The following is a 21,205-nucleotide window of genomic DNA, read 5'->3' as shown; positions in this document are numbered from 1 at the left end:
TTCGCGCATGAAGGGCGCGAGTGGTATCGGTCCACATCGTTGAATCCACGGTAGTTTTTGGCGAAACCTCTGGATCAACAACAGGCCAAACCGTCAAGCTAACCTGCGGATACCACTCAACTTAATTTCCAATCAGACACTTAGACAGTGAAGTCGCGCTCCGTGTTTCGGGAAAGACTGAGCAGCCCGACTAGCGTAAGCACCGCGGCGCCGGAGATGTAGAGGCCGACAAAGGCCAATCCGCCCTGATCCACCAGCCCCTGCGCCACGGCCGGGGCAAAACCGCCGCCCAGGATCCCACCGACATTGAAGGCGATTGAGGAGCCGGTGTAGCGCACCCGCGCCGGAAACAGCTGCGGCAGGAGTGCGGCCAGCGGACCGTAGACGAGGCCCATGGTGAACAGGCCCATCGCCAGGAAAAGCGCGATCACGGCGAGCGAGCCCGCGCCCAGCATCGGCCCCATCATGACACCCACACCAATCGCGCAGAGCGAACCTGTCAGAAGGACAGAGCGCGAAGACCAACGGTCCGCTGCGTAACCTGCGACCACGATGCCCAGCGCCATGAACAGGATTGCGAACAACTGCACGCCCAGGAAATCCTGCCGGTCATAGCCCAGTTCGCCCGTGCCATAGCCCAAGGCAAAGGCGGTGGTGAGATAGTAGATGGCAAAGCAGGCGACGACCGCGAAAGTGCCCGCAACCGTCTGGCGCAGGTGGCCCTTGAACAGCTCAAACAGGGGAATCGCCTTGGGTGGCGCGATGTGCCCCGTAGCATCAAGCGCGTGGCTGTCGGAGAGCTTAAAGCGAATCCACAGGCCCAGCCCGACAAGGACCGAACTCAGCAGGAACGGCAAACGCCAGCCCCAGGCTACGAACTGAGCTTCGCTCAGCAGCCCGGACAGGATCAGGAACAGACCGTTAGCCGCTAGGAAGCCCAGCGGCGCGCCCAGCTGCGGGAACATGCCAAAGCGTGCGCGCCAGCCGGGCGGAGCGCTCTCCACCGCGAGCAGCGCGGCGCCGCCCCATTCGCCGCCCAGCCCCAGGCCCTGCCCGAAGCGCAGGACGCACAAAAGGAGCGGCGCATACCAGCCTAGGCTCGCGTAGGTGGGCAGGAAGCCGATCGCGACCGTCGCCCCACCCATCAGCATGAGCGAGGCGACAAGCGTGGACTTGCGCCCCACCCGGTCACCGAAATGGCCGAAGAAGGTGGCGCCGATGGGCCGGGCAAGGAACGCGATGGCAAAGCTCGCATAGGCCGCCAGCTGCTGCGCGGAGGCCGAATCGGCGGGAAAAAACAGCGGCCCGAAGACGAGCGCAGTGGCCGTGGCGTAGATGTAGAAGTCGTAGAACTCGACCGCGGTGCCGACAAGGCTCGCGCCCAGCACCCGCGCGTTGCGCCGATAGGGCTCAAGCCCGCGCGCCTGCCTGCTTTCCGCGTCCGTCCGCGCGTTCATACCGCTTCACCCCTTGCGCGGGTGCGTGCGTGCGTCAACGCCCACCCCTTTGAAAATTACGAAAGTGCGGGCCTTAACGACATTTCTGCACAGGTCCAGTCCGCAGGCGCGATACAGGACCTATCGCTTCACAGAAGCGACTTGAGAGGAACCTCGGGATCGGCGAGCTGCTCGACGTCGACCTTCGCGCCCGCTTCGACCAGCTTGCGGCCCTGAACGTAGTCCTTGACCATGTTGACGCTGTCGATCGCGGCGACGCGCCCACCGCGCAGGTACACCACCGAAAACTTGCGGGTGTCCGGATCGCCGCGTACCACGGTGGTATCGAAGTCCTTGTTGATGCCCGCTGTCTGCAGCTTCAGGTCATACTGGTTCGACCAGAACCACGGGAAAGCCTTGTAGGGCTGCTGGTCGCCGCACAGCGTCCTGGCGACGCAGGTCGCCATGTCGTTGGCGTTCTGCACCGATTCCACGCGCATCACATCGCCGCCGGCAAAGCCGCAGGCAAAGGCCGCGCAATCGCCGATGGCGTAGATGTCGGGAAGCGAGGTGCGGCAGTATTCATCCACATCGACGCCATTGGCACCCGCGGCACCCGCCGCGATAAGCGGGCCGACCGCGGGCACGATGCCGATGCCCACGATCACGGCCTCGGCGGGAAGGACCGAACCATCGGCGAGCTTGACGCCAGTGACCTTGCGGCCATCGCCTTCGAGGCACTCGACCTCAACGCCCGTGCGCAGGTCCACGCCGTGCTCGCGGTGCTCCTTCTCATAGAAGGCCGATAACTCCTCGCCCGCCACGCGCGCAAGCACGCGCGGCAACGCTTCGAGGAGCGTGACATCCAGACCCAGCTTGGCCAGCACGGCAGCCGCCTCCAGGCCGATGTAGCCTCCGCCGATAACCACCACCTCTCGGATCCCGGCGTCGACCTCGGCCATCAGGGTGTCGCAATCGGCGCGCGTGCGCACCGCATGGACGCCCGCCAGCCCCGCGCCGGAACAGGACAGGCGACGCGGATCACCGCCGGTCGCCCAGACCAGCTTGCCATATTCGAAAGTCTCGCCATCCGAGAGCCTCAGGGTATGCGCCTTGGGATCGACCTTGATGACCTCGCAGCCGAGACGGAAGATCACATCCTTTTCGGCCCAGAACGTGGGCGGGCGGATATAGAGGCGGTCGAAGGTCTTCTCGCGCGCGAAGTACTCCTTGGAGAGCGGTGGACGCTCGTATGGATACTCCGGCTCGCGCCCGATCACCGTGATCGAGCCTTCGAAACCGTTCTGGCGCAGGGCCAGGGCAGATTGGGCACCGCCGTGTCCGGCGCCCACGATAACAACATCAGACTGGTTCATATCCCCTCCTGGACGGGCATGTCTGGCCGCTTGCGGCGTGCCTTGCAATACCCCTGCGCCTACATAGTCTTGTACCAGCTCTCGCCCTCGCGGCTCAGTCGAGCGCCCCGGCGATCAGTTCAAGCGAGCGGATCTGCGCGGCGGGATCGAAGGTCGAGGCGCTCAGAATCAGCTCGTCGGCCTGCGTGCGCTCGACAAAGGCCTCCAGCCCCGCGCGCACCTGGTCGGGCGTGCCCACGGCGGCGACCCCGCGCATCTGCTCCAGCATCGCGCGCGCAGGCCCAGGGAGCCCTTCGCGGTAGTTGGGGAGCGGCGGCTGCAGCTTGCCGGGATTGCCTGTGCGCAGCGCCACGAAGCTCTGGTCGGTGGAGGAGGAGATGTACCAGGCCTCCTCCTCAGTCTCGGCCGCCATCGTGTTGATCGCGGCCATAAAATAGGGCTTGTCGCAAAATTCGGAGGGCTCGAAGCGCTCGCGGTAGATGCGTGCCGCCTCGTCCAGGTGGGTGGGCGCGAAGTGCGAGGCGAAGGCATAGGGGAGGCCCAGCATGGCGGCGAGCTGCGCACCAAAGAGGCTGGAGCCCAGGATCCACATTTCCGCATCCGCGCCGCTCGCCTGCGGAGATTCCACCCCGCCCACAGCTTGCCCGGCGAAGCGCGCGCGCAGTTCGACGACGTCCTGCGGGAAGCGTTCCGAAGCGCTCATGATGTCCTTGCGCAGCGCGTTGGCCAGCCGTCCGTCCGCGCCCGCCGCACGGCCCAGCCCCAAGTCGACGCGGCCCGGGAACATTGCCGAAAGCGTGCCGAACTGCTCGGCGATGACATAGGGCGTGTGATTGGGCAGCATGATCCCGCCCGCGCCGATCCGGATGGACTTGGTCGCATTGGCGATGTGCGCGAGCACGACCGAGGTCGCGCCCCCCGCAATCCCCGCCATGCCGTGATGCTCGGCCACCCAGTAGCGCTTGAAACCGTTGACCTCGGCGGCCCTGGCGGTGTCAACGCTAATGTCGAGCGAGCGGGCCACGCTGTCGCCTTCGCGAACGGTGACGAGGTCGAGAACCGAAAGGGGTACCATAGGCATCGTTATCCGTAAATCTGGGGCCTCAGGGGCGCTCCGGCCTCTCATCGGGGGCCGTCTGCGCAAGATAAGTCTTGGCGGTCTGGGCTTCCGGGCTTTGCGGGTCGACGTCCACCACCGACTGCCAGCTTCGGCGCGCGGCCGAGGCATCGCCCGAAAGCATCGCGATCACACCCGCCTCCAGGCCGACCGCAGGGTCGCGCGGCGCCAGTTTCGCGGCCGTCTCGATCTGGCCCGAGGCGACGATCAACTGGTCCTGGCGCCGCGCGAGCGTCGCCGAAAGAAGCCAGGCCTGCGCGTTCTCCGGATCGGCGACGCGTGCCGCCGCGAGGGCATCGGCCGCCTGCCCCGCCTGGTCGACGGCGACAAGCCCGCGCGCACGGTCAATCTGGACTTCGGCGAGCACGCGGTCATCACCGCTGGCCTTTGCTTCGGTGAGCGCGGGGCCCAGCAGGAGCAGCGCCTTGGCGCCATTGCCCTGCGCCAGTTCGGCATTGGCCGCCATGTCGCCCAGCCGCGCGCGGCTGACGTGGTCCTCGGCCTCGGTCGCATCGCGCGCGGTGACGAAGGCCTCACGCGCCTCGTCGAAGCGTTCCAGCACGGTGAGCGCGGCACCCAGGCACAGCCCTGCGCGCACACGTTCGCGCCCCATCGCCTCATACAGAGCCTCCTGCGCCAGTTCGGCCGAGCGCTGCGGATCGGACTGGACAAGGTCCATGCAACCCTTGCGACTAACCGGCGCGGCGGGCCCGGCATAGGCCCGCTCCTGCGCCTGTTTGCGCGCTGCGTCGTTCTTCTTCTCGATGATCTCGAGCGGAAGCGAAGAGGCATAGGGCGAGCCAATGGTCCCCGCCGCCTGGGCGAGAAGAGGCATTAGAAGCAACGATATCGACATCGAGGGTTACGTCTCCGGTCGGCCGTGCGGACGATCAGCTTTCCGGATCACGGGCCAGAAGCAGGTCGGCCACGGTGCGCATGAGAACCGCGATATCGGTCTCGCGCGAAAGGCGGTGGTCGCCGTCCTTGATGAAAGTCACCTGCACATCGTCTGAACGCAGCATTTCACACAGGCGCAAGGAGAGGTCGAAAGGCACGTCCTCGTCGCGCTGGCCGTGGAGGAGACGCACCGGACCGTAGAACTCGATCGGCGTCTCCAGTTGCAGGTTCGCCTGCCCGTCGGCCCAGAAGGCGGGGTGGGTCGGCGTGGGCTCGGGGCCGTAGGGGTTGTCTTCATAGATGGTTTCGCCATCGGCGAGCAGGCCCTTGTCCATCTGCGCGATGCCCCAGTCGGTAAAGTCGGGCGCAGCGGCAATGCCGATCATCGAGTGGACCTTGTCGGGCAGGGCATCGGCCACCATCAGCATGAGCCAGCCGCCCATCGAGGAGCCGATCAGGACCACCTTGTCGAGCGCGGCGGCCTCGATGACCGCAACCACCTCGTCGCGCCAGCGGCTGAGCGTGCCGTCGGCGAAATCGCCGTCACTCGCGCCGCAGCCCGAATAGTCGACGAGCAGGCAAGCGCGACCGGTGTGGACGGCCATCTCGAACAGCGCGGCCGCCTTGCTGCCCGACATGTCGGACATGTAACCCGGCAGAAAGACGAGCGTGGGCCCCTGTCCGGGCGCGAAGCGGTGGGCGATGCGGCGGCCATCGGCCATTTCGTGGAAGCGGATCTCGGTCATGGCGCGCAAGGTGGGGGCTGGAGTGGAGAAGGGCAAGGTGAGATCCGAGGGCCATCGCTCTTGGGCTCCCCGAACGGACGACCTCGCGCACTTCAGCCAAGATGGCGTGCGCAAGGTGCAGCACCCCATTCCGAGGCCAACGGGTAGTAACCCCTTGAATCTTATTTCTCCTCCTCACGCCCCTTGCCCGCCTTCTCCGCCGCATCTACGAAAATTCACCATGAGCGCCGAAATCATCCGCTTCCCCACACGGCCCACGCGCATGGCGCGGCGCCTGGAATGGTTCGCGCAGCAGCGCTCGGTCCTGCTCGCGATCTGGGCGCTCTATTTCGGAGTGCGGGTCGCGGCGCTGTTCCTCGATATTGCTGTCACACCCGAGGCGCAGTGGCATCACGATACCGCCCTCGCGCTGGCGATGGGTGGCGACTATTTCGCCGCGCCCCGCGATCCGGCCCTATTCACGCCGATCGGTTGGCCCATGGTGCTCTCGCTCGCCTATACCCGCTTCGGGGCGAGTGCGGTGACGCTGGCTCTGTGCAATCTCGCCAATGCCCTCGCCATCGGCGCGTTGACGCTGGCGCTGGGGCGGCGCCTGTTCGCAAACGAGGCCGCGGCGCGCATCGGCCTTCTGCTGCTGGCGATCTCGCCGCTTGCCGTAACCTCGGTTCCATTGGCGGGCCCCGGGCTCTTCCTCACCGCGCTTGTGCTGACCGGGTGCTGGCTGGTGATCGTGCGCACGAGCCGCTGGCAGCTTGGGAGCGCGGGCCTCGTCTTCGCACTCGCAGCACTCACCGAGCCGGCGAGTCTTCTCGTGCCCTGGCTACTCTTCATCCTCGACGCGCTGCGCGCGCGCTTAACGTGGCAACGATTTGGCGGCGTACTGGGCGAAGCCGCCATCGTGCTCAGCATCGCGCTGCTCGCCACGGCACCATGGACCTGGCGCTACCTCGACCAGCCGGAGGCCTTCCTCGCCCGCGTGCCCAGCCCTGTGAATCTGGGCGATGTTTTCGCTCAGTTGGGTCCGGCTCAGCTTGCCTGGTGTACACTGATCCTTGCAGCTTCAGCGAGCGCCTTGGTGGTCGCGCTCCTGCAACGCCGGGGCCGGGGCTGGTGGATATTGCCCTATGCGGTCCTTCTCGGCGCCGCGCTCGCCCCTGCGCCAGATCTACTCGCGGCGGACCTGACCCTGCTGTGCCTTCCCGCAGGTGAATTTGCGATGTGGTGCTGGCGGCGGATCGCCGAGCGGCGCCCCAAGCGACTTCAGTAGAGGATCGGACTGACCACCTCGACAAGGATGCGATTGCCCGTCTGCGTGATCGCGTAGATCGGCGCGCCCGTGATGTCCGATGCCACGCTTTCGGTGCCCAAGCGCTCAAATGCAAGTACACCCAGACCTGCAAACAGGGCCAGCGAAGCGGCCAGCATAAGCAGTCGTGTGCGAACGGGACGGGATGCGCGCGGCATCGTTACTCTCCTCTTAGGAATATCTCTTCTATCGCAAGTTCGAATACTTCGGCAATACGAAAGGCCAGCGGCAGCGAGGGATCGTAGCGCCCCGTCTCGATGGCGTTGACGCTCTGGCGCGAAACCTCGAGCTTTCCGGCCAGGTCCTGCTGGCTCCAGCCACGTTCCGCGCGCAGGACTTTCAGGCGGTTCTTCACACGCCCCCCGCATCGCCAAGCGTGAGCTTGTTGACCACCAGTCCCAGCCCCAGCCCTGCGCACCACATCGGGAATACGAAGAAGATCGGGAGCTTTGGCACCTGGGGCGAATAGAGTTCGAGAATGCCCCAGACGCTGCACACCGCCAGCGTCAGCGCGGTCGCGACCAGAACCTTGCGCACCTCCAGCATGCGCAGATACTCGTCCTGGAGTTCGACCAGCAGCCGTCCCATGGCCCAGATCCAGCCAAGGACGGCAAGCCCCGGCAGGATCGCGACGCCCACTGTCAGCACGCTGGCCGGGGCATCGTCCGGGATCACCCAGGTCGCCAGCGCGATCAGCGCGACGTAGGCAAACGTGATCGGAATGAAGCGCCGCTGATAGCGGCGATACGCCGGGTTCGTGTTCGAGAGGCCCACCCTCAGCACCCGTTTCCTTGCGCCCGGCCCTTGCGGATGCGCAGGGCCACCATGGCGGGCATGGTCAGGATCGCGGCGATCGTGGTCCAGTCGGGCAGGACATCGGCGATGTTGAGAAGAGCCACACCGATCACGGCACTCCCCCAGAGCAGCGAGACATTACGGGACATAAGACAAGCTCCCTTGCTTTTGTGTAAAGCTTGTTTGTCATACCCTATCGATTCGTGTCAAGCACCATTGACATAGTGACAGGCTGGCTTGTCGCGCACCTTCACTGTGCCCTGCGGCGTGACTCGCGCGCGCTTCCCTGCTAGGAGCGCCCGCGATGACCAAGCGTGTAACTACGACCACGACGACCACCCCCCGGCGCGCCCGGGCACGGCAGGTCGTGGGCTGAGACCACGCAGCGCCGTTGCCCGGGCTCGGGCGATGTGGCGTCATTCTCCCGATCCCAAGCCAAAATAGCCGACGCCGGACCTTCCGCGAGGCGTGCGCTTGTGCCAAAGGCCCAAGGTACCGCCCGCGCGGCCCAGGAGCGAAAGACGAGTTCGATGTCCGAGATGTTCAAGATCAGCCTTCCCGACGGTTCCGTGCGCGAGATGCCCGAAGGTGCGACTCCGCTCGACGTGGCCGCGGCCATCGGTCCGGGCCTCGCGAAGGCGGCGCTCGCCGCCCGTGTCGACGGGGAACTGGTCGACCTTACCCGCCCCTTCCAGGGCGATGCGCAGCTCGCGCTGGTGACCGCTAAGGACGAGGCGGACGCGCTCGATCTCGCCCGCCACGACTACGCCCACGTGCTGGCCGAAGCGGTGCAGGCGCTCTGGCCCGGCACGCAGATCACCTTCGGCCCCTCGACCGACGATGGCTTCTACTACGACGTAATGGCCCCGCAAGGCCGCGCGCCCTTCTCGATGGACGATCTTCCCGCCATCGAGGAAAAGATGCGCGAGATCATCAAGGCCGACAAGCCGCTGCGCCGCGAGGTCTGGAGCCGCGAACAGCTGATCGCCAAGTGGACGGCGGAAGGCGAGACCTTCAAGGCGGAATGGGCAGCCGAGCTGCCGGGCAACGAGGACCTCACGGTCTACTGGTCCGGCGATGACTGGCTCGACATGTGCCGCGGGCCGCACCTGCCCTCCACCGGCAAGCTCGACCCGGCCGCCTTCAAGCTGATGCGCGTAGCCGGCGCCTACTGGCGCGGTGATCAGAAGAATGCCCAGCTGACCCGCATCTACGGCACCGGCTGGCTCAACAAGAAGCAGCTCAACGCCCACCTCACGCGCCTCGAAGAGGCCGCCAAGCGCGACCACCGCAAGCTGGGTGGCGAGATGGACCTGTTCCATCTCCAGCAGGAAGCCCACGGTTCGGTGTTCTGGCACCCCAATGGCTTTACCATCTACCGCGCGCTGGAGGACTACATGCGCCGCGCCATCCACGGCGCGGGCTACCAGGAGGTCAAGACCCCGCAGGTGATGGACGCGCGCCAGTGGGAGCAGTCCGGCCATTGGGGCAAGTACCGCGAAAACATGTTCGTCATTCCCGACGAGACTCCCAACACCGAGGATGAAGGCCCGATCGTTTCCGACGATGCGGACTGGATGGCGCTGAAGCCCATGAACTGCCCCGCGCACGTTCTCATCTTCCGCCAGGGCATCACCTCGTACCGTGAACTGCCGATCCGCCTTTACGAGAACGGCTGCTGCCACCGCAACGAGCCGCACGGCGCGCTGCACGGGCTGATGCGTGTGCGCCAGTTCACGCAGGACGATGCGCACATCTTCTGCCGCGAGGACCAGATCGTCGCCGAAGTGCGCGCCTTCTGCGAACTCGCCGACAAGATCTACAAGGACTTCGGCTTCACCTACTCGATCAAGCTGGCCCTGCGCCCCGAAAAGCGCTTTGGCACCGAGGAAATGTGGGACAAGGCCGAGGACGAGCTGCGCAACGCGGTCATCGAGGCCGGCCTTGCCACCGAGGAATACGGCTGGGAGGAACTGCCCGGCGAAGGCGCTTTCTACGCGCCCAAGCTGGAATGGCACCTGACGGACGCAATCGGACGCACCTGGCAGGTCGGCACGATCCAGTCCGACCGCGTCCTGCCCGAGCGCCTGGATGCCGCCTACATCGGCGAGGACGGTGCCAAGCACCGCCCGGTCATGTTGCACCGCGCGATCTTCGGCTCCTACGAGCGCTTCATCGGCATCCTGATCGAGCACTTCGCGGGCCGCCTTCCGGTCTGGCTCGCCCCCGTGCAGACTGTGGTCGCCACGATCATCTCGGATGCGGACGACTACGCCAAGGAGGCCGTCGCCAAGCTCAAGGCCGCAGGTATCCGCGTCGAATCGGACCTGCGCAACGAGAAGATCAACTACAAGGTGCGCGAGCACAGCCTTGCCAAGGTCCCGCACCTGCTCGTCGTGGGCGCGCGCGAGGCCGAGGAAGGCACCGTCGCAATCCGCACGCTGGGCGAGAAGGACCAGAAGGTCATGCCGCTCGACGAGGCCATCGCGATGCTGCGCGAGGCTGCCACGGCCCCGGACCTGCGGTGATCCTCCGGCCGGGCGAACCCCGCGACGTCGCCCGCGCGCTGGAGATCTGGCGCGCGGCCGTCGTGGCCACGCACGGCTTTCTGACACCGGACCAACGCGCCGGGATCGAGGTCCAGGTCGCGGCCATGCTGCCGCAGGTGCCCCTCTGGGTAGCCGAGGGCCCAGACGGCGAAGTCCAGGGATTCCTGGTCTTCGTCGGCGACATGATCGAGGCGCTCTTCGTCCACCCCGACGTCCACGGACAGGGTTTCGGCTCCGCGCTTGTCGGCAAGGCGCTCGAACTGCACCCGGCACCGCGCGTCGATGCCAACGAGCAGGCTGACAACGCCCTGCCCTTCTACCTTTCCCGTGGCTTTGTACCTACCGGCCGCTCCCCGACCGACGCCGAGGGGCGTCCCTTTCCCATCGTCCACCTGTGCTATGAAGGCTGAACCATGATCCAGCGCGAACTCCTCGATACGGCATGGGTGCCGGACGGCGAAAAGCTCGAACTCTACCGCCACGACAAGGACTTCATGATCGTCCTTGGCCATAATGAACTCATGTCCACCCGCAAGTGGGGCTCCGAAGAAGCCTTGGCGACGATGAGCTTTGAGCGCATCAAGCACGCCAAGCGCCCGCACATGTTGATCGGCGGCTATGGCATGGGTTTCACCCTGCGCGCCGCGCTCCGGGTCCTACCCGAAAACGGCAAGGCTACCGTGATCGAGATCGTGCCCGAGATCATCGAGTGGGCGAAAGGCCCGATGAAGGAGCTGGAAGCGGGTTGCCTGGACGATCCGCGCGTCAATCTCATCCTCTCCGACGTGGCCCCCTTCATCGCGGGCGCGGAAGGCGATTACGACGCCATCCTGCTCGATGTCGACAATGGCCCCGATGGCCTCGTGCGCGAGGACAACAACGTTCTCTATTCCAAGTCCGGCCTGCGCGCGGCCAAGCGCGCGCTGACGCCCGACGGCGTGCTGGCGATCTGGTCCGCAGGGCCCGATCCGGACTTCACCCGCCGCCTCGAACGTGCCGGTTTCGCGGTGGAGGAGCGCAAGGTCGCCTCGCGCTCGAACGGCAAGGGGCCCAAGCACGTGATCTGGTTCGCCACGATCCGCGAATAACCCTGCATCTCGCCATCTTCGGGGCGATGATATTGCGCCGATAGAAAGGCTTGCACCCGCGGGATGCAACATCGCTGGCAAATCGGCGCAGGCGCATTAGGTTGCCCGGCATGACGCTCAGCGAACTCACCATCCGCGCCATGACCCGCCGCGAAGCCAACCGCCTTGTCGAATGGGCGGCGAACGAAGGCTGGAACCCGGGCCTGCACGATGCCGACCTGTTCTGGGAGGCCGAGCCCAACGCCTTCATCGCCGCCGATATGGACGGCGAACTGATCGGCGGGGGCACCATCGCCTCCTATGGCGGCGAATTCGGCTTCATGGGCTTCTTCATCGTGCGCCCCGACTGGCGCGGACAGGGCCTGGGTGACCGGCTGTGGCAGAACCGCCGCGAGATGCTGCTCTCGCGCCTGAAGCCCGGCCGTCCCATCGGCATGGACGGCGTCTTCACGATGCAGGACTATTACGCCAAGGGCGGCTTCGTCTTTTCACACCGCGACCTGCGCTTCCAGTTCACGATCCCGACCGATTGGCCGACAACCGAGGCCGCAATGCGCGCCGACAGCGCCCTGATCCCGCTGTCCGAGCTTCCCTTCGCCGAGATCGCGGCCTACGACCGCACCTGCTTTCCCGCCCCCCGTGAGCCGTTCCTGGAACGCTGGATCGCGCAGGAGGGTGCCCTTTCGCTCGGCTATGTGCGAGACAGAAAGCTGGCGGGCTTCGGCACGATCCGCCCCTGCCGCGAGGGCACCAAGATCGGTCCGCTCTTCGCCGATGACGACGAGGCCGCCGAAGCGCTCTTCTGCGCGCTGGCTACACATGGCAAGGACGGCCTCGTCACCCTCGACGTGCCCGAGACGCACCCAGGTGCGATGGCGCTGGTGAAACGCCACGGCCTGCGCGAGGTCTTCGGCTGCGCCCGCATGTACCTGGGGCAAGCCCCAGAGCTCGACGAGAAGCGGATCTACGGGATCACGACGTTCGAGCTGGGGTAGAAATAGGCAAACCGATTCAAGGGCTCATCGTCCCTTGACCCCATAATGGGCAGCCTCACCTCGCTCCCCTGCCAATGCGCGCATGAGCTGGGCGCGACGAGTTAGGGAGCGCGAGGACGATGGTCCTCGAATCTATCTTACTGATCCTGTTCCAGCCGCGCGAGCCAGGCCTGCGCCTGCTTGGGCTCGCCCACCGCGTGGGAATTCACCGGCCCGCGCGCGGCAAGGAACTCGGCGTGGAGCGCGAAAGGTTCGAGGTCGAGCCGTTTGCGCAGGTCTGCGATCTCGTGGGCCAGGTCCTCCAGTTCGGCAAGGAGCGGCTTGGCCTTGGCCACGTGGGTCTTGTCGCGGGTATGCCCGAAAAGCCCCCACTGCCCAGCGGCGGTCACCTTAAGCGCACTGATCAGCGCGTCGGTGTATTCATCTTCGGCCTCCTCGCGGCGGCGGTCCATGCGTTCAAGACGATCTGCTCGTGCCATGGACCAGCCTATGCGCCGAGGTCCCGCGCAGGGCAAGCGCTTACCAGAGCACGCCGTCCTTGTCGGGCGTGAGCGGCTCGGGCGCGGCTTCGCCGATGCACTGCAGTAGGTCGATCTCGATCGTACGGCACATCTGGTTGAGCGGCAGGTCGTGGACGTCGTTGGCAAAGGGGTCGACCAGTTCATCGCCAATGGTGAGGACGGCGAGGAACATAGCGCCCGCCAGCGTCGAGCCGAGCGGCGTTGCAAACTGCAGTGTCTCGACCAGCCCGATGGGAAGCAGCACGCAGAACATATGCGTGAAGACCGTGGGCAGCCAGCGGTACTGGTGGGGCAGCGGCGTGTTCTTGAGGCGCTCCATGCCCCCTTGCGAATTGGCGATGTCGACCAGCACGGCCTCCATCTGGGCCTGCTGTATGGTGTCGATCCAGCCGTTGCGGCGCGCCTCGTCGATGCGCCGACCGGTGCCATCGAGAATGCCGTTGGCGACGTTGGTGCGCTGGAGGGCGAGGTCCGCCTCATGCCTTGGCAGCAGGCGAATGACCTCATCGTCGGGCTTCTGGCGCCTGAGCTGGCAGCGCAGCGCGTGGACATAGGCAATCTGGCGCAGAACAATGCGCCGCTTGGTGTCCTCCCCTTCCGGATCGGGCAGGAAATTGCGGGACGCGCGCGCGATGTTGCGGCTCGCGTTGATCATCAGGCCCCACAGCTGGCGGCCTTCCCACCAGCGATTGTAGGCTGAATTGCTGCGAAAGCCCAGGAACAGCGCGAGCGCGGAACCGAACAACGTCACCGGCAGCTCGGGCGCGTCGAAGGGCAGGACATAGTACGTGAACGTGACGATCACGTCCCACACGAACAGCACCGCCAGCGGCTTCCAGACTTCGCGGATGATGCGGGCCGGACGGGGGGCCGATGTAACGATCATGGGTTTCGGACGTCTCCTTCGCGCGGCCAGGCGCGTTCGATCAGGGGCACAGGTGCGGGCTTGGCTCTGGCCTGCGCCATCGCAGCTGAACTTGCGCTGGCCGGACGGATGCGCAGCCAGTCGACCCGGTCCACCGTGACGAAGAAGGCCAACACGCCGCACCCGAACAGGAACAGGAGAAAATTGCCGACGAGCGCTTCGCGTCCTGCCGCGCTTTCGGCTTCACTGAATTGGCGCATACTCACACTCCCAAAAGTGATCTCGAACGCGCAATCTGGGTAGTGCAAATTACACCCGCATCAGCCGATTGCGACGAAATCTTGCTGCGGTGCGATATAGGGGTTGTGCCGTGCATCACGCGCGCCCAATCGCGGGCGGTAAGGGTGTGCGTCGGGCGGGCCTCCTTGCCCGCAGATGAACGCCGTCCGCTCGGGCTCAGAGCCCGAGATCGACCCCGGCCAGAATCAGCGCCAGCGCGCAGCCGGTCACGGCCACGCCGCGCAGCACGTCCTGCGCCATCGGCAGGGCCGGGCGCCGCGTGTGCGGGAACGCAAGGGCAAGGACTCGGGCCATGACGCCGCTATGCGCCCGAGCCCTTGCAAAAGCGTTAATCACCGCTGGGAAGCGAGGGCATCTGCTGGCTCGAACAGTGGAACGAGCCCCCGCCCGCCAGCACCGCGTCGGCCATCACGCCCACCGTGTCGCGGTCGGGGAACAGCTCGGCAATGGCGGTGATGCCGTCCTCGTCGTGCTTCGTGCCGTAGATCGGCACGACCACGAGGTTCGAGGTGATGGCAAAGTTCATGTAGCTGGCCGGTTCGATCCGCCCGTCGCTCTCCACGCGGCCCGGCGAGGGCACTTCGACCACGCGCACGCCCATGGCATCGGCGCGGGCCTTGGCGTCGGCGTAGATCGCCGCGTTGGGATCATCGACGCCGGTCGCGCGCGGCAGGGCCAGCACATTGGGGGCCACGAAGCGGGCCAGATTGTCGACGTGGCCATCGGTGTGGTCGTTGATGAGGCCATCGCCAAGCCACAGCACCTTGCCATAGCCCAGGTCGCGCTCCAGCCGCATTTCCAGATCCTGCCGGGTCAGGTGCGGGTTGCGGTTGGGGTTGAGCAGGCACTGCTCGGTCGTCGCGACAAGGCCGGTGCCATCGCCGTCAAGTGCGCCGCCTTCGAGCACCCAGTCTGCCGTCTCGACGGCAAGCCCGGCATCATGGGCCAGCTCGGCGCCGATTTCCCGGTCCCCGTCCATCAGGTACTTGCCGCCCCAGCCGTTGAAGCCGAAGCGCATCGCCTTGCGCGCGCCCTGACCGTCCATTGTCACCAGCGGCCCTGTATCGCGCAGCCAGACGTCACCGTAGCGGCGCACCTCCAGCGTGACCTTGTCCGAGACGAGCGAGGCCGCGCGGGCGCGGTTGGCCTCGTCACGAACGATCAGCCGCACCTCCTGGCCCGCTTCGGCCACGACGCTGGCGAACTGCGCCATCTGCTCCTGCGCAGCCTCCAGGAAGCCGGGCCATTCGACCGGATCGTGCGGAAAACCGATCCAGATCCAGTCCTGCGGGTGCCACTCGGGGGGAAGGGCGAAAGACAACTCAACAGCCTCCTTGGGATGCGGCGCATGCCTTGTCGCGCACGGCCCGGAATTCATCGTTCGCGTGCCAGTTCGGCCAGCTGTCCGAATCGGCGAGATCGCGGCCGAGCCGATAGAAGAGCGACACATCCTGGACAATGCCATCCCAGTTCCAGTCCGCCGAATATTCGTCGGAGGGGGCGTGGTAGCGGTTGGTGACATAGTCTTCGCTCAGCGCATCGCCCACGTCGCGCCCGCCCTCGACAAGGTCGGTGCTGCGGTCGAAGTTGAACATCGGCACGCCCCGCTTGGCGAAAGAGAAATGGTCCGAGCGGTAGTAGCTGCCCCGTTCCGAATGCTCCTCGGGCACTTCGGCAAGCCCCTCGTCGGCCAGCGCTGCGCGGAACAGCGCAGTAAGGTCCGACTTGTCGCCGCCCACCATTGCATAGCTGCGCGCACGGGGGCCGGGCAGCAGCGCGTCCATGTTCACCCCGCCAACCGTGTGATCGAGCGGGAATACCGGGTTCGCGGCATAGTATTCCGAGCCCAGCAGCCCCGATTCCTCGAGCGTGACGGCCAGAAACACCTGGCTGCGTGCCGTTGCGCCGGCCTCGACGTTGGCATTCGCCAGCGCGGTCAGCGCGCCGATCCCGGTCGCGTTGTCGACCGCGCCGTTGCAGATGTCATCGCCGCTCGCATCCGGCGTGCAGTGGCCCAGGTGGTCCCAGTGCCCGGTGTAAAGCACGTATTCATCGGGGCGCTCGGTACCAGGGAGCACCCCCACCACGTTGTTGGAAACCGACTTGCGCACCTGGTTGTCGAACCCGAAGCTGGCTTTCAGGCCCAGGGGGACTGGTTTGAAACCCCGGCGCTTCGCCGCCGCGCTCAGGCTGATCAGGTCCTGTCCGGCCGCCTTCAGCAGGGTCTCGGCCACCGACTTCTGGATCCAGCCGTTGGCCTTCGTCTCGCTCGCCCCGTCATCGGCTGTCTGGACGTAGTACTGCGCACCGGTCCAGCTCGAATTGACGACATTCCAGCCGTACGCGGCGGGGAAGGTGTCATGCACGATCAGCGCAGCGTCGGCGCCCTGCCGGGCCGCTTCCTCGAATTTGTAGGTCCAGCGCCCGTAATACGTCATGCGCCGCCCCTTGAAGGGGCCCTCCTCGGTCTCGGCCGCATAGTCGGGATCGTTGACGAGGATGACCGCGGTCTTCCCCGTCATGTCGATCCCGGCATAGTCGTTCCAGCCCAGCTCGGGCGCGTCGATGCCATAGCCCACGAAGACCAGTTCGCTGTCCGCGATGCGCGTCTCGGGCACGACGCGGTAGCTCGCCGCGACATAGCCATCGCCATAGCCGAACGTCTGCGAAGTTCCCTTCCCCTTGACCGCGAGCGGGGTGGGGTTGGTCGCGTTGATCTCGACCGTGGGGACCTCCTGCAGCCACTCGCCATGATTGCCCGGCTGCAATCCGGCGGCCTTGAAGCGCGTGATGATCGCATCGAGCACCTTGGGCTCGATCGCGGTGCTGGGCGCGCGGCCTTCGAAGGCATCGGAGGAAAGCGTGGCGGTCACCTCTGCCATGATCGCCTTGGCCTTGCTTGGCAGCGCATCCGCCGTTTCTTCCGCGATAGGCCGCTCGGGCGGGGGCAACGCGGTGCCCTTGGGCATGTCGGGCCCGGAATAGGAGGTGGAGGAACAGGCCGAAAGGCCGAGCGCGGCAAGGAGGAGAAGGCGGTTCTTCACGGGAAGTCCCCTGAATTGGCAATACGGCACCCCAGCGGCGCCCCTGGCCCAGAGGTGCCAGAGGCGCGCGCGGTGAACAAGGCGCTTGCCCGGCTCTTCCCAAGGCGGCAGGACAGGCATCATGACGACGACAACCGGAGAGGACTGGACCGGCGCGCTCGCGCGCGCACGTGCCCATGCACCGTTTCTTGCAACGCTGCTCGAACGCCGCCCCGAACTGGCCGAAGTGCTGGCCACGGGCGACGGTGAGGCCGCGCTGGCGATGGCACGCAAGGCCGGGGACAGAGCCCCCTCGGCGGGCGCGGCGCTGCGGCGTGAGCGCCAGGCTCTCGCGCTGACGCTTGCCATCGGCGATCTTGCCGGCGCCTTTCCGCTCCTGAAAGTGACGGGCGAGCTGTCCGCCTTTGCCGACCGCGCTCTCGACGCCGCGATTGCCGATGGTATCCGCCGCCGCGCACCCGACGCCGAGCCCGGCGGGTTCCTTGCCCTGGCCCTGGGCAAGCACGGCGCGGGCGAGTTGAACTACAGCTCCGACATCGACCCGATCCTGCTGTTCGATCCCGAGACACTGCCTCGGCGCGAGCGCGACGATCCGGGCGAGGCCGCCCAGCGCGTCGCACGCCATGTCGTTCAGACGCTCTCGAACGTCGATGGCGAGGGCTATGTCTTTCGCGTCGACCTGCGCCTGCGCCCGGCCTCGGAAGTCAGCCCCCTCGCCATCTCGATCGACGCCGCGCTTACCCATTACGAAAGTTCGGCGCTCGCCTGGGAGCGCGCCGCCTTCATCCGTGCGCGCGCCTGCGCGGGCGACATCGAGGCGGGCGAGCAGTTCCTCGCCGCGATCCGCCCCTTCGTATGGCGCAAGAGCCTCGACTTCGGGGCCATTGCCGAAATCGGCCGCCTCACCCGCCAGATCCGCGCCAGCGCTCGCGGGGCGCAAAGCGTGGGCCCCGGCTTTGACCTCAAGAAGGGGCGCGGCGGCATTCGCGAGATTGAATTCTACGCCCAGACCCACCAGCTGATCCACGGCGGGCGCCAGCCCGCGCTGCGCCTTCGCGGCACACGCGCGACGCTCGATGCCCTGGCGGATGCCGGCCTCATCCCGCCCGAGGACGCACGCCTTCTGGGCGAAAGCTATGATCGCCTGCGCACCATCGAGCATCGCCTGCAGATGCTGCGCGACCACCAGACCCATTCGCTGCCCACCGACCCTGAAGCGCTCGATGCCGCTGCCCGGCTCGATGGCCTCGCCGATGGTGGGCAATTGATAGAGGAAGTCACCGCGATCACGCAGGAGGTGGGCGCACGCTATGACGCTCTGGTCATGGCCAACACCCCCGTCCAGAGCGATGCAGCCGTCGCCATGCCCGCACAGGCGAGCCTTTGCGACGAACTGGAGGACTTGGGCTTCGCCGATCCGGCCGCGCTGGCCGAACGGATCGAGGGTTGGCTCTCCGGGCGCGTACGCGCGCTGCGCTCGGACGCAGCTCGCGCCGCCTTCGAGGCGATGCGCCCCGAACTCATGGCCGCGCTGGCGCACGCCCCCGAGCCCGAACGCGCGGTATTGCGTTGGGAGCAACTGCTCGGCAACCTGCCCAGCGCCATCAACCTCTTCCGCCTGCTGGAAGCGCGCCCCGCGCTGCTGGACGTTCTCGTCAACATTCTCAGCCTCGCCCCGCCGCTCGCTGATGCCCTTGCGCGTCGTGCGGACCTCCTCGATCCACTGATCGATGCGAGCGCCTTCGAGCTTCCTGGCGACGTCGACAGCCTCGTCGCCGATTTCGGGCGGCTGGAACCGGGCAGCGATTACGAACGCATCCTCGACACCGTGCGCCGCCGGGTCAGTGAGGCCCGCTTCCGGTTGGGCGTACAGCTGATCGAAGGGGTCAACGATCCCATCGCCATCGGCCAGGGCCTCGCGCGCATAGCCGAGGCCGCCAGCATCGTCCTCACCCGCGCGGCGAGCAAAGAATTTGCCCAGCGCCACGGGACGATTGCCGGGAGCGAGATGGTCGTGCTCGGCCTCGGACGCTTCGGCGGCGGGATCCTGACCCACGCCTCGGACCTTGACCTCATTTACCTGTTCACCGGCGATTTCCAGGCCGAGAGCGACGGCGAGCGCCCGCTGGGCGCGACGCTCTACTACAACCGCCTATCCAAGCGCGCGATTGCCGCGCTCTCGGTGCCCACCGCCGAGGGCGCGCTCTACGAAGTGGACACGCGCCTGCGCCCATCGGGCGAACAAGGCCCGCCCGCCGCCTCGCTGGAAAGCTTTCGCCAGTACCAGGGCGAAGACGCCTGGACCTGGGAGCACATGGCGCTGTGCCGCGCGCGCGTCCTCATCGGCTCGCCCGAAGCGCGCCTTGCCGTCGAGCACGAGATCGCCCACGTCCTCACCCGCCCGCGCGATCCCGAAGTGCTGCGCGGCGAAGTGCTGGAAATGCGCACGCGCATGGCCGGGTACAAACCGGCGAAAGGACCGCTCGACGTGAAGCTCGCGCGCGGGGGCCTCGTCGATCTTGAGTTCCTCGTCCACCACGCCCAGCTTGCCAGCGGGCGGGGGCTTGTCCCGGATCTCGGAGACGCCATCGCCGCGCTCGCGACGCACGGCCTGCTGCCGCAGGACCTAGGGTCCGCGCACGACACGCTTACCCGCTTCCTTGTCGCGGCACGGTTGCTCGCGCCCGATTCGCAGCTGCCGCTCCCCGCGGCACGGCTGGCCCTCGTGCGCGCATGTGGTTATGGGGACTGGAGCGAACTCGAAACCGCGCTGGCGGGCGCACGCAGCTGCGTCGCCACGGCCTGGCGCGACGCCTTTGGCGAAGAACTGGAGATTGAGACACCATGACCGAACGCCCCGGCCCCGGCGACGCCTTCCCCGACATTGCCATGGAGACGCCCGAAGGTGGCAGCGTGAAGGCCTCGGACTTTGCAGGCCAGAAGCTCGTCGTATTCTTCTACCCCAAGGACAACACCCCCGGCTGCACGACCGAGAACATCGACTTTTCCGCGCTCAAGCCGGAGTTCGACGCCGCGGGAGTGGCGCTGCTGGGCGTCAGCAAGGATTCGGCCAGGAAGCATCAGAACTTCATCGCCAAGCATGACCTGAAGGCCCCGCTTGCGACCGATGCGGAAGAGAACGGCCTCTCCGATGCGCTGGGCATCTGGACCGAGAAGAAGAACTATGGCCGCACCTACATGGGCATGGTGCGCACCACCTACCTGATCGATGCCCAAGGCAAGATCGCCCAGGTCTGGGACAAGGTGAAGGTGAAGGAGCACGCCAAGGCCGTGCTGGAGGCCGCCAAGGCCCTCTGAGCGCCATGACCTGTGACACGTCGAACCCGCCGCGCACGCTGGCGCGCGCGATCCGGGCCACCCTGCTTGAGCCCCACCCCCGAACCAAGGTCATGGCGACCCGCAAACTGGTGCGTGAGTGGCGCCAGGGCGGCCTTGCGCCGGTCTTCGACGTGGCCATGCCCGACACCCCGGGTCGCCCGGCCCAGCCCGAACTTCTCCCTCCGCGCGATATGCCCAAACGGCGCAAGGCCGGTTCGGAGCGCGGGCGCATCGCCCTGTGGCATTCGCTCGCGCACATCGAGTTCGTGGCCATCGACCTTGCGCTCGACATGGCCGGGCGCTTCGGGGGCGAGATGACCCGGGAGTTCGTTGACGATTTCCTGAGCGTTGCGGCTGACGAAGCGCTGCACTTCGCCCTCATCGAGCGCCACCTGGCCACTATGGGTAGCCACTACGGCGCGCTGCCCGCCCACGGCGGGCTGTGGGACGCGGCGAGCGAGACGCGGCATGATGTCGCCGCGCGTCTTGCCGTGGTTCCAATGGTGCTTGAAGCGCGCGGACTCGACGTGACGCCGGACACTCGCGATAGGGTTAAAACCCTAGGCGATGCTCGTGGGGCCATTATTCTCCAACGAATCCTTGACGATGAAATCCGGCACGTGCGGTACGGCGCAACTCATTTCGACGCGGAGGCAAAACGTCGACAAGCCGCTCCCGCGATTCTCTGGAAAACCTTGGTTTCCCGCCATTTCCACGGGGCCGTTAAGCCACCGTTCAACGACTCGGCGCGCTCGGCTGCCGGTTTATCGCGCGAATTCTACGCCGCTCTTGTTTGATTAACATTCCCGGTCATAACTGAAACTCGAGAGA

General features: G+C 66.4%; 23 protein-coding genes. 8 read left to right on the top strand and 15 right to left on the bottom strand.

Going from position 1 to position 21,205, the window contains the following annotated elements; translation table 11 throughout:
* Positions 1 to 140: 140 nt before the first annotated feature.
* The 5 genes from FMM79_RS09110 to FMM79_RS09090 all read right to left on the bottom strand — a co-directional run bounded on the left by FMM79_RS09110 (position 141) and on the right by FMM79_RS09090 (position 5,572).
* Positions 141 to 1,457, bottom strand: a complete 1,317-nt coding sequence (locus tag FMM79_RS09110) for an MFS transporter (protein WP_148627194.1) — start codon at positions 1,455 to 1,457, stop codon at positions 141 to 143.
* A 128-nt stretch (positions 1,458 to 1,585) separates the two neighbouring features.
* Entirely contained in the window at positions 1,586 to 2,812 is a 1,227-nt protein-coding gene (locus FMM79_RS09105) for an NAD(P)/FAD-dependent oxidoreductase (protein ID WP_148627193.1), read from the bottom strand.
* 94 nt (positions 2,813 to 2,906) lie between these two features.
* A complete protein-coding gene (locus FMM79_RS09100; protein ID WP_148627208.1) occupies positions 2,907 to 3,887 on the bottom strand; it encodes an LLM class flavin-dependent oxidoreductase in 981 nt (326 codons plus the stop codon).
* 28 nt (positions 3,888 to 3,915) lie between these two features.
* Entirely contained in the window at positions 3,916 to 4,764 is an 849-nt protein-coding gene (locus tag FMM79_RS09095) for a hypothetical protein (RefSeq protein WP_240339079.1), read from the bottom strand.
* Between the two features lie 55 nt (positions 4,765 to 4,819).
* The gene (locus tag FMM79_RS09090) at positions 4,820 to 5,572 is read right to left on the bottom strand and encodes an alpha/beta fold hydrolase (protein ID WP_148627191.1); all 753 of its coding nucleotides are present in this window, start codon (positions 5,570 to 5,572) and stop codon (positions 4,820 to 4,822) included.
* 220 nt (positions 5,573 to 5,792) lie between these two features.
* On the opposite strand from FMM79_RS09090, the gene FMM79_RS09085 reads away from it, so the two are divergent.
* Complete coding sequence (locus FMM79_RS09085; RefSeq protein WP_148627190.1) at positions 5,793 to 6,839, top strand: hypothetical protein; 1,047 nt, start codon at positions 5,793 to 5,795, stop codon at positions 6,837 to 6,839.
* Here FMM79_RS09085 and FMM79_RS09080 read toward each other — a convergent pair.
* Genes FMM79_RS09080 through FMM79_RS21210 form a run of 4 tightly spaced genes read right to left on the bottom strand, consistent with a single transcriptional unit; the run spans position 6,833 to position 7,822 of the window.
* Complete coding sequence (locus FMM79_RS09080) at positions 6,833 to 7,036, bottom strand: hypothetical protein (RefSeq protein WP_148627189.1); 204 nt, start codon at positions 7,034 to 7,036, stop codon at positions 6,833 to 6,835. The genes FMM79_RS09085 and FMM79_RS09080 overlap by 7 nt on opposite strands.
* Positions 7,037 to 7,038: 2 nt before the next feature.
* The gene (locus FMM79_RS09075) at positions 7,039 to 7,233 is read right to left on the bottom strand and encodes a helix-turn-helix transcriptional regulator (protein ID WP_148627188.1); all 195 of its coding nucleotides are present in this window, start codon (positions 7,231 to 7,233) and stop codon (positions 7,039 to 7,041) included.
* On the bottom strand, positions 7,230 to 7,661 hold the full coding sequence (locus FMM79_RS09070; protein ID WP_240339078.1) for a hypothetical protein: 432 nt from the start codon (positions 7,659 to 7,661) through the stop codon (positions 7,230 to 7,232). Before FMM79_RS09070 ends, FMM79_RS09075 begins: the two co-directional genes overlap by 4 nt.
* Positions 7,655 to 7,822 carry a hypothetical protein gene (locus FMM79_RS21210; protein ID WP_153269320.1) on the bottom strand — a complete coding sequence of 56 codons (168 nt, stop codon included), beginning with the start codon at positions 7,820 to 7,822 and terminating at the stop codon, positions 7,655 to 7,657. Before FMM79_RS21210 ends, FMM79_RS09070 begins: the two co-directional genes overlap by 7 nt.
* Before the next feature lie 381 nt (positions 7,823 to 8,203).
* Here FMM79_RS21210 and thrS point away from each other — a divergent pair, with 381 nt between their 5' ends.
* From thrS to FMM79_RS09050, 4 genes are all read left to right on the top strand, one after another.
* Positions 8,204 to 10,201: a threonine--tRNA ligase gene (gene thrS / locus FMM79_RS09065; protein ID WP_148627187.1), complete on the top strand. Its 1,998-nt coding sequence runs from the start codon at positions 8,204 to 8,206 to the stop codon at positions 10,199 to 10,201.
* A complete protein-coding gene (locus FMM79_RS09060; RefSeq protein ID WP_148627186.1) occupies positions 10,198 to 10,632 on the top strand; it encodes an acetyltransferase in 435 nt (144 codons plus the stop codon). Before thrS ends, FMM79_RS09060 begins: the two co-directional genes overlap by 4 nt.
* A 3-nt stretch (positions 10,633 to 10,635) precedes the next feature.
* The gene (locus FMM79_RS09055) at positions 10,636 to 11,310 is read left to right on the top strand and encodes a spermidine synthase (RefSeq protein WP_148627185.1); all 675 of its coding nucleotides are present in this window, start codon (positions 10,636 to 10,638) and stop codon (positions 11,308 to 11,310) included.
* Between the two features lie 110 nt (positions 11,311 to 11,420).
* Entirely contained in the window at positions 11,421 to 12,305 is an 885-nt protein-coding gene (locus FMM79_RS09050) for a GNAT family N-acetyltransferase (protein WP_205466579.1), read from the top strand.
* Between the two features lie 137 nt (positions 12,306 to 12,442).
* Here the strand turns inward: FMM79_RS09050 and FMM79_RS09045 are convergent, their stop codons facing one another.
* The 6 genes from FMM79_RS09045 to FMM79_RS09025 form a co-directional block, all read right to left on the bottom strand.
* A complete protein-coding gene (locus FMM79_RS09045; RefSeq protein ID WP_148627184.1) occupies positions 12,443 to 12,784 on the bottom strand; it encodes a hypothetical protein in 342 nt (113 codons plus the stop codon).
* Between the two features lie 40 nt (positions 12,785 to 12,824).
* Positions 12,825 to 13,712 (bottom strand): bestrophin family protein, encoded by an 888-nt coding sequence (locus FMM79_RS09040; protein ID WP_148627183.1) that lies wholly within the window; start codon positions 13,710 to 13,712, stop codon positions 12,825 to 12,827.
* Positions 13,709 to 13,951 (bottom strand): hypothetical protein, encoded by a 243-nt coding sequence (locus FMM79_RS09035; RefSeq protein ID WP_148627182.1) that lies wholly within the window; start codon positions 13,949 to 13,951, stop codon positions 13,709 to 13,711. Before FMM79_RS09035 ends, FMM79_RS09040 begins: the two co-directional genes overlap by 4 nt.
* A 196-nt stretch (positions 13,952 to 14,147) precedes the next feature.
* The gene (locus FMM79_RS21205) at positions 14,148 to 14,285 is read right to left on the bottom strand and encodes a hypothetical protein (RefSeq protein ID WP_153269319.1); all 138 of its coding nucleotides are present in this window, start codon (positions 14,283 to 14,285) and stop codon (positions 14,148 to 14,150) included.
* Positions 14,286 to 14,319: 34 nt separating this feature from the next.
* Positions 14,320 to 15,312 carry an agmatine deiminase family protein gene (locus FMM79_RS09030; protein WP_240339077.1) on the bottom strand — a complete coding sequence of 331 codons (993 nt, stop codon included), beginning with the start codon at positions 15,310 to 15,312 and terminating at the stop codon, positions 14,320 to 14,322.
* Between the two features lies 1 nt (position 15,313).
* The gene (locus tag FMM79_RS09025) at positions 15,314 to 17,035 is read right to left on the bottom strand and encodes a M28 family metallopeptidase (protein WP_148627180.1); all 1,722 of its coding nucleotides are present in this window, start codon (positions 17,033 to 17,035) and stop codon (positions 15,314 to 15,316) included.
* Positions 17,036 to 17,156: 121 nt separating this feature from the next.
* Between FMM79_RS09025 and FMM79_RS09020 the strand changes: the two genes are divergently transcribed.
* From FMM79_RS09020 to FMM79_RS09010, 3 genes are read left to right on the top strand one after another with little or no spacing between them, the layout of a single operon-like run.
* Complete coding sequence (locus tag FMM79_RS09020; protein ID WP_148627179.1) at positions 17,157 to 19,883, top strand: bifunctional [glutamine synthetase] adenylyltransferase/[glutamine synthetase]-adenylyl-L-tyrosine phosphorylase; 2,727 nt, start codon at positions 17,157 to 17,159, stop codon at positions 19,881 to 19,883.
* Complete coding sequence (locus tag FMM79_RS09015) at positions 19,880 to 20,353, top strand: peroxiredoxin (protein WP_148627178.1); 474 nt, start codon at positions 19,880 to 19,882, stop codon at positions 20,351 to 20,353. The genes FMM79_RS09020 and FMM79_RS09015 overlap by 4 nt, the downstream gene beginning before the upstream one ends.
* A 5-nt stretch (positions 20,354 to 20,358) precedes the next feature.
* Positions 20,359 to 21,171: a ferritin-like domain-containing protein gene (locus FMM79_RS09010; protein ID WP_148627177.1), complete on the top strand. Its 813-nt coding sequence runs from the start codon at positions 20,359 to 20,361 to the stop codon at positions 21,169 to 21,171.
* Positions 21,172 to 21,205: the final 34 nt, after the last annotated feature.

The sequence above is a fragment of the Novosphingobium sp. BW1 genome, assembly GCF_008107685.1.
Classification (GTDB): Bacteria; Pseudomonadota; Alphaproteobacteria; order Sphingomonadales; family Sphingomonadaceae; genus Novosphingobium.
Note: the sequence above shows the minus strand (reverse complement) of the source record. Positions and strands in the feature narration are given on the sequence as shown.

Excerpts from the sequence above, each read along its gene's own strand:
- FMM79_RS09110 (WP_148627194.1), bottom strand. The coding sequence starts at position 1,457 with ATGAACGCGCGGACGGACGCGGAAAGCAGGCAGGCGCGCGGGCTTGAG.
- FMM79_RS09105 (WP_148627193.1), bottom strand. The coding sequence starts at position 2,812 with ATGAACCAGTCTGATGTTGTTATCGTGGGCGCCGGACACGGCGGTGCC.
- FMM79_RS09100 (WP_148627208.1), bottom strand. The coding sequence starts at position 3,887 with ATGGTACCCCTTTCGGTTCTCGACCTCGTCACCGTTCGCGAAGGCGAC.
- FMM79_RS09095 (WP_240339079.1), bottom strand. The coding sequence starts at position 4,764 with ATGCCTCTTCTCGCCCAGGCGGCGGGGACCATTGGCTCGCCCTATGCC.
- FMM79_RS09090 (WP_148627191.1), bottom strand. The coding sequence starts at position 5,572 with ATGACCGAGATCCGCTTCCACGAAATGGCCGATGGCCGCCGCATCGCC.
- FMM79_RS09085 (WP_148627190.1), top strand. The coding sequence starts at position 5,793 with ATGAGCGCCGAAATCATCCGCTTCCCCACACGGCCCACGCGCATGGCG.
- FMM79_RS09080 (WP_148627189.1), bottom strand. The coding sequence starts at position 7,036 with ATGCCGCGCGCATCCCGTCCCGTTCGCACACGACTGCTTATGCTGGCC.
- FMM79_RS21210 (WP_153269320.1), bottom strand. The coding sequence starts at position 7,822 with ATGTCCCGTAATGTCTCGCTGCTCTGGGGGAGTGCCGTGATCGGTGTG.
- thrS (WP_148627187.1), top strand. The coding sequence starts at position 8,204 with ATGTCCGAGATGTTCAAGATCAGCCTTCCCGACGGTTCCGTGCGCGAG.
- FMM79_RS09055 (WP_148627185.1), top strand. The coding sequence starts at position 10,636 with ATGATCCAGCGCGAACTCCTCGATACGGCATGGGTGCCGGACGGCGAA.
- FMM79_RS09050 (WP_205466579.1), top strand. The coding sequence starts at position 11,421 with ATGACGCTCAGCGAACTCACCATCCGCGCCATGACCCGCCGCGAAGCC.
- FMM79_RS09045 (WP_148627184.1), bottom strand. The coding sequence starts at position 12,784 with ATGGCACGAGCAGATCGTCTTGAACGCATGGACCGCCGCCGCGAGGAG.
- FMM79_RS09040 (WP_148627183.1), bottom strand. The coding sequence starts at position 13,712 with ATGATCGTTACATCGGCCCCCCGTCCGGCCCGCATCATCCGCGAAGTC.
- FMM79_RS09035 (WP_148627182.1), bottom strand. The coding sequence starts at position 13,951 with ATGCGCCAATTCAGTGAAGCCGAAAGCGCGGCAGGACGCGAAGCGCTC.
- FMM79_RS21205 (WP_153269319.1), bottom strand. The coding sequence starts at position 14,285 with ATGGCCCGAGTCCTTGCCCTTGCGTTCCCGCACACGCGGCGCCCGGCC.
- FMM79_RS09020 (WP_148627179.1), top strand. The coding sequence starts at position 17,157 with ATGACGACGACAACCGGAGAGGACTGGACCGGCGCGCTCGCGCGCGCA.
- FMM79_RS09015 (WP_148627178.1), top strand. The coding sequence starts at position 19,880 with ATGACCGAACGCCCCGGCCCCGGCGACGCCTTCCCCGACATTGCCATG.
- FMM79_RS09010 (WP_148627177.1), top strand. The coding sequence starts at position 20,359 with ATGACCTGTGACACGTCGAACCCGCCGCGCACGCTGGCGCGCGCGATC.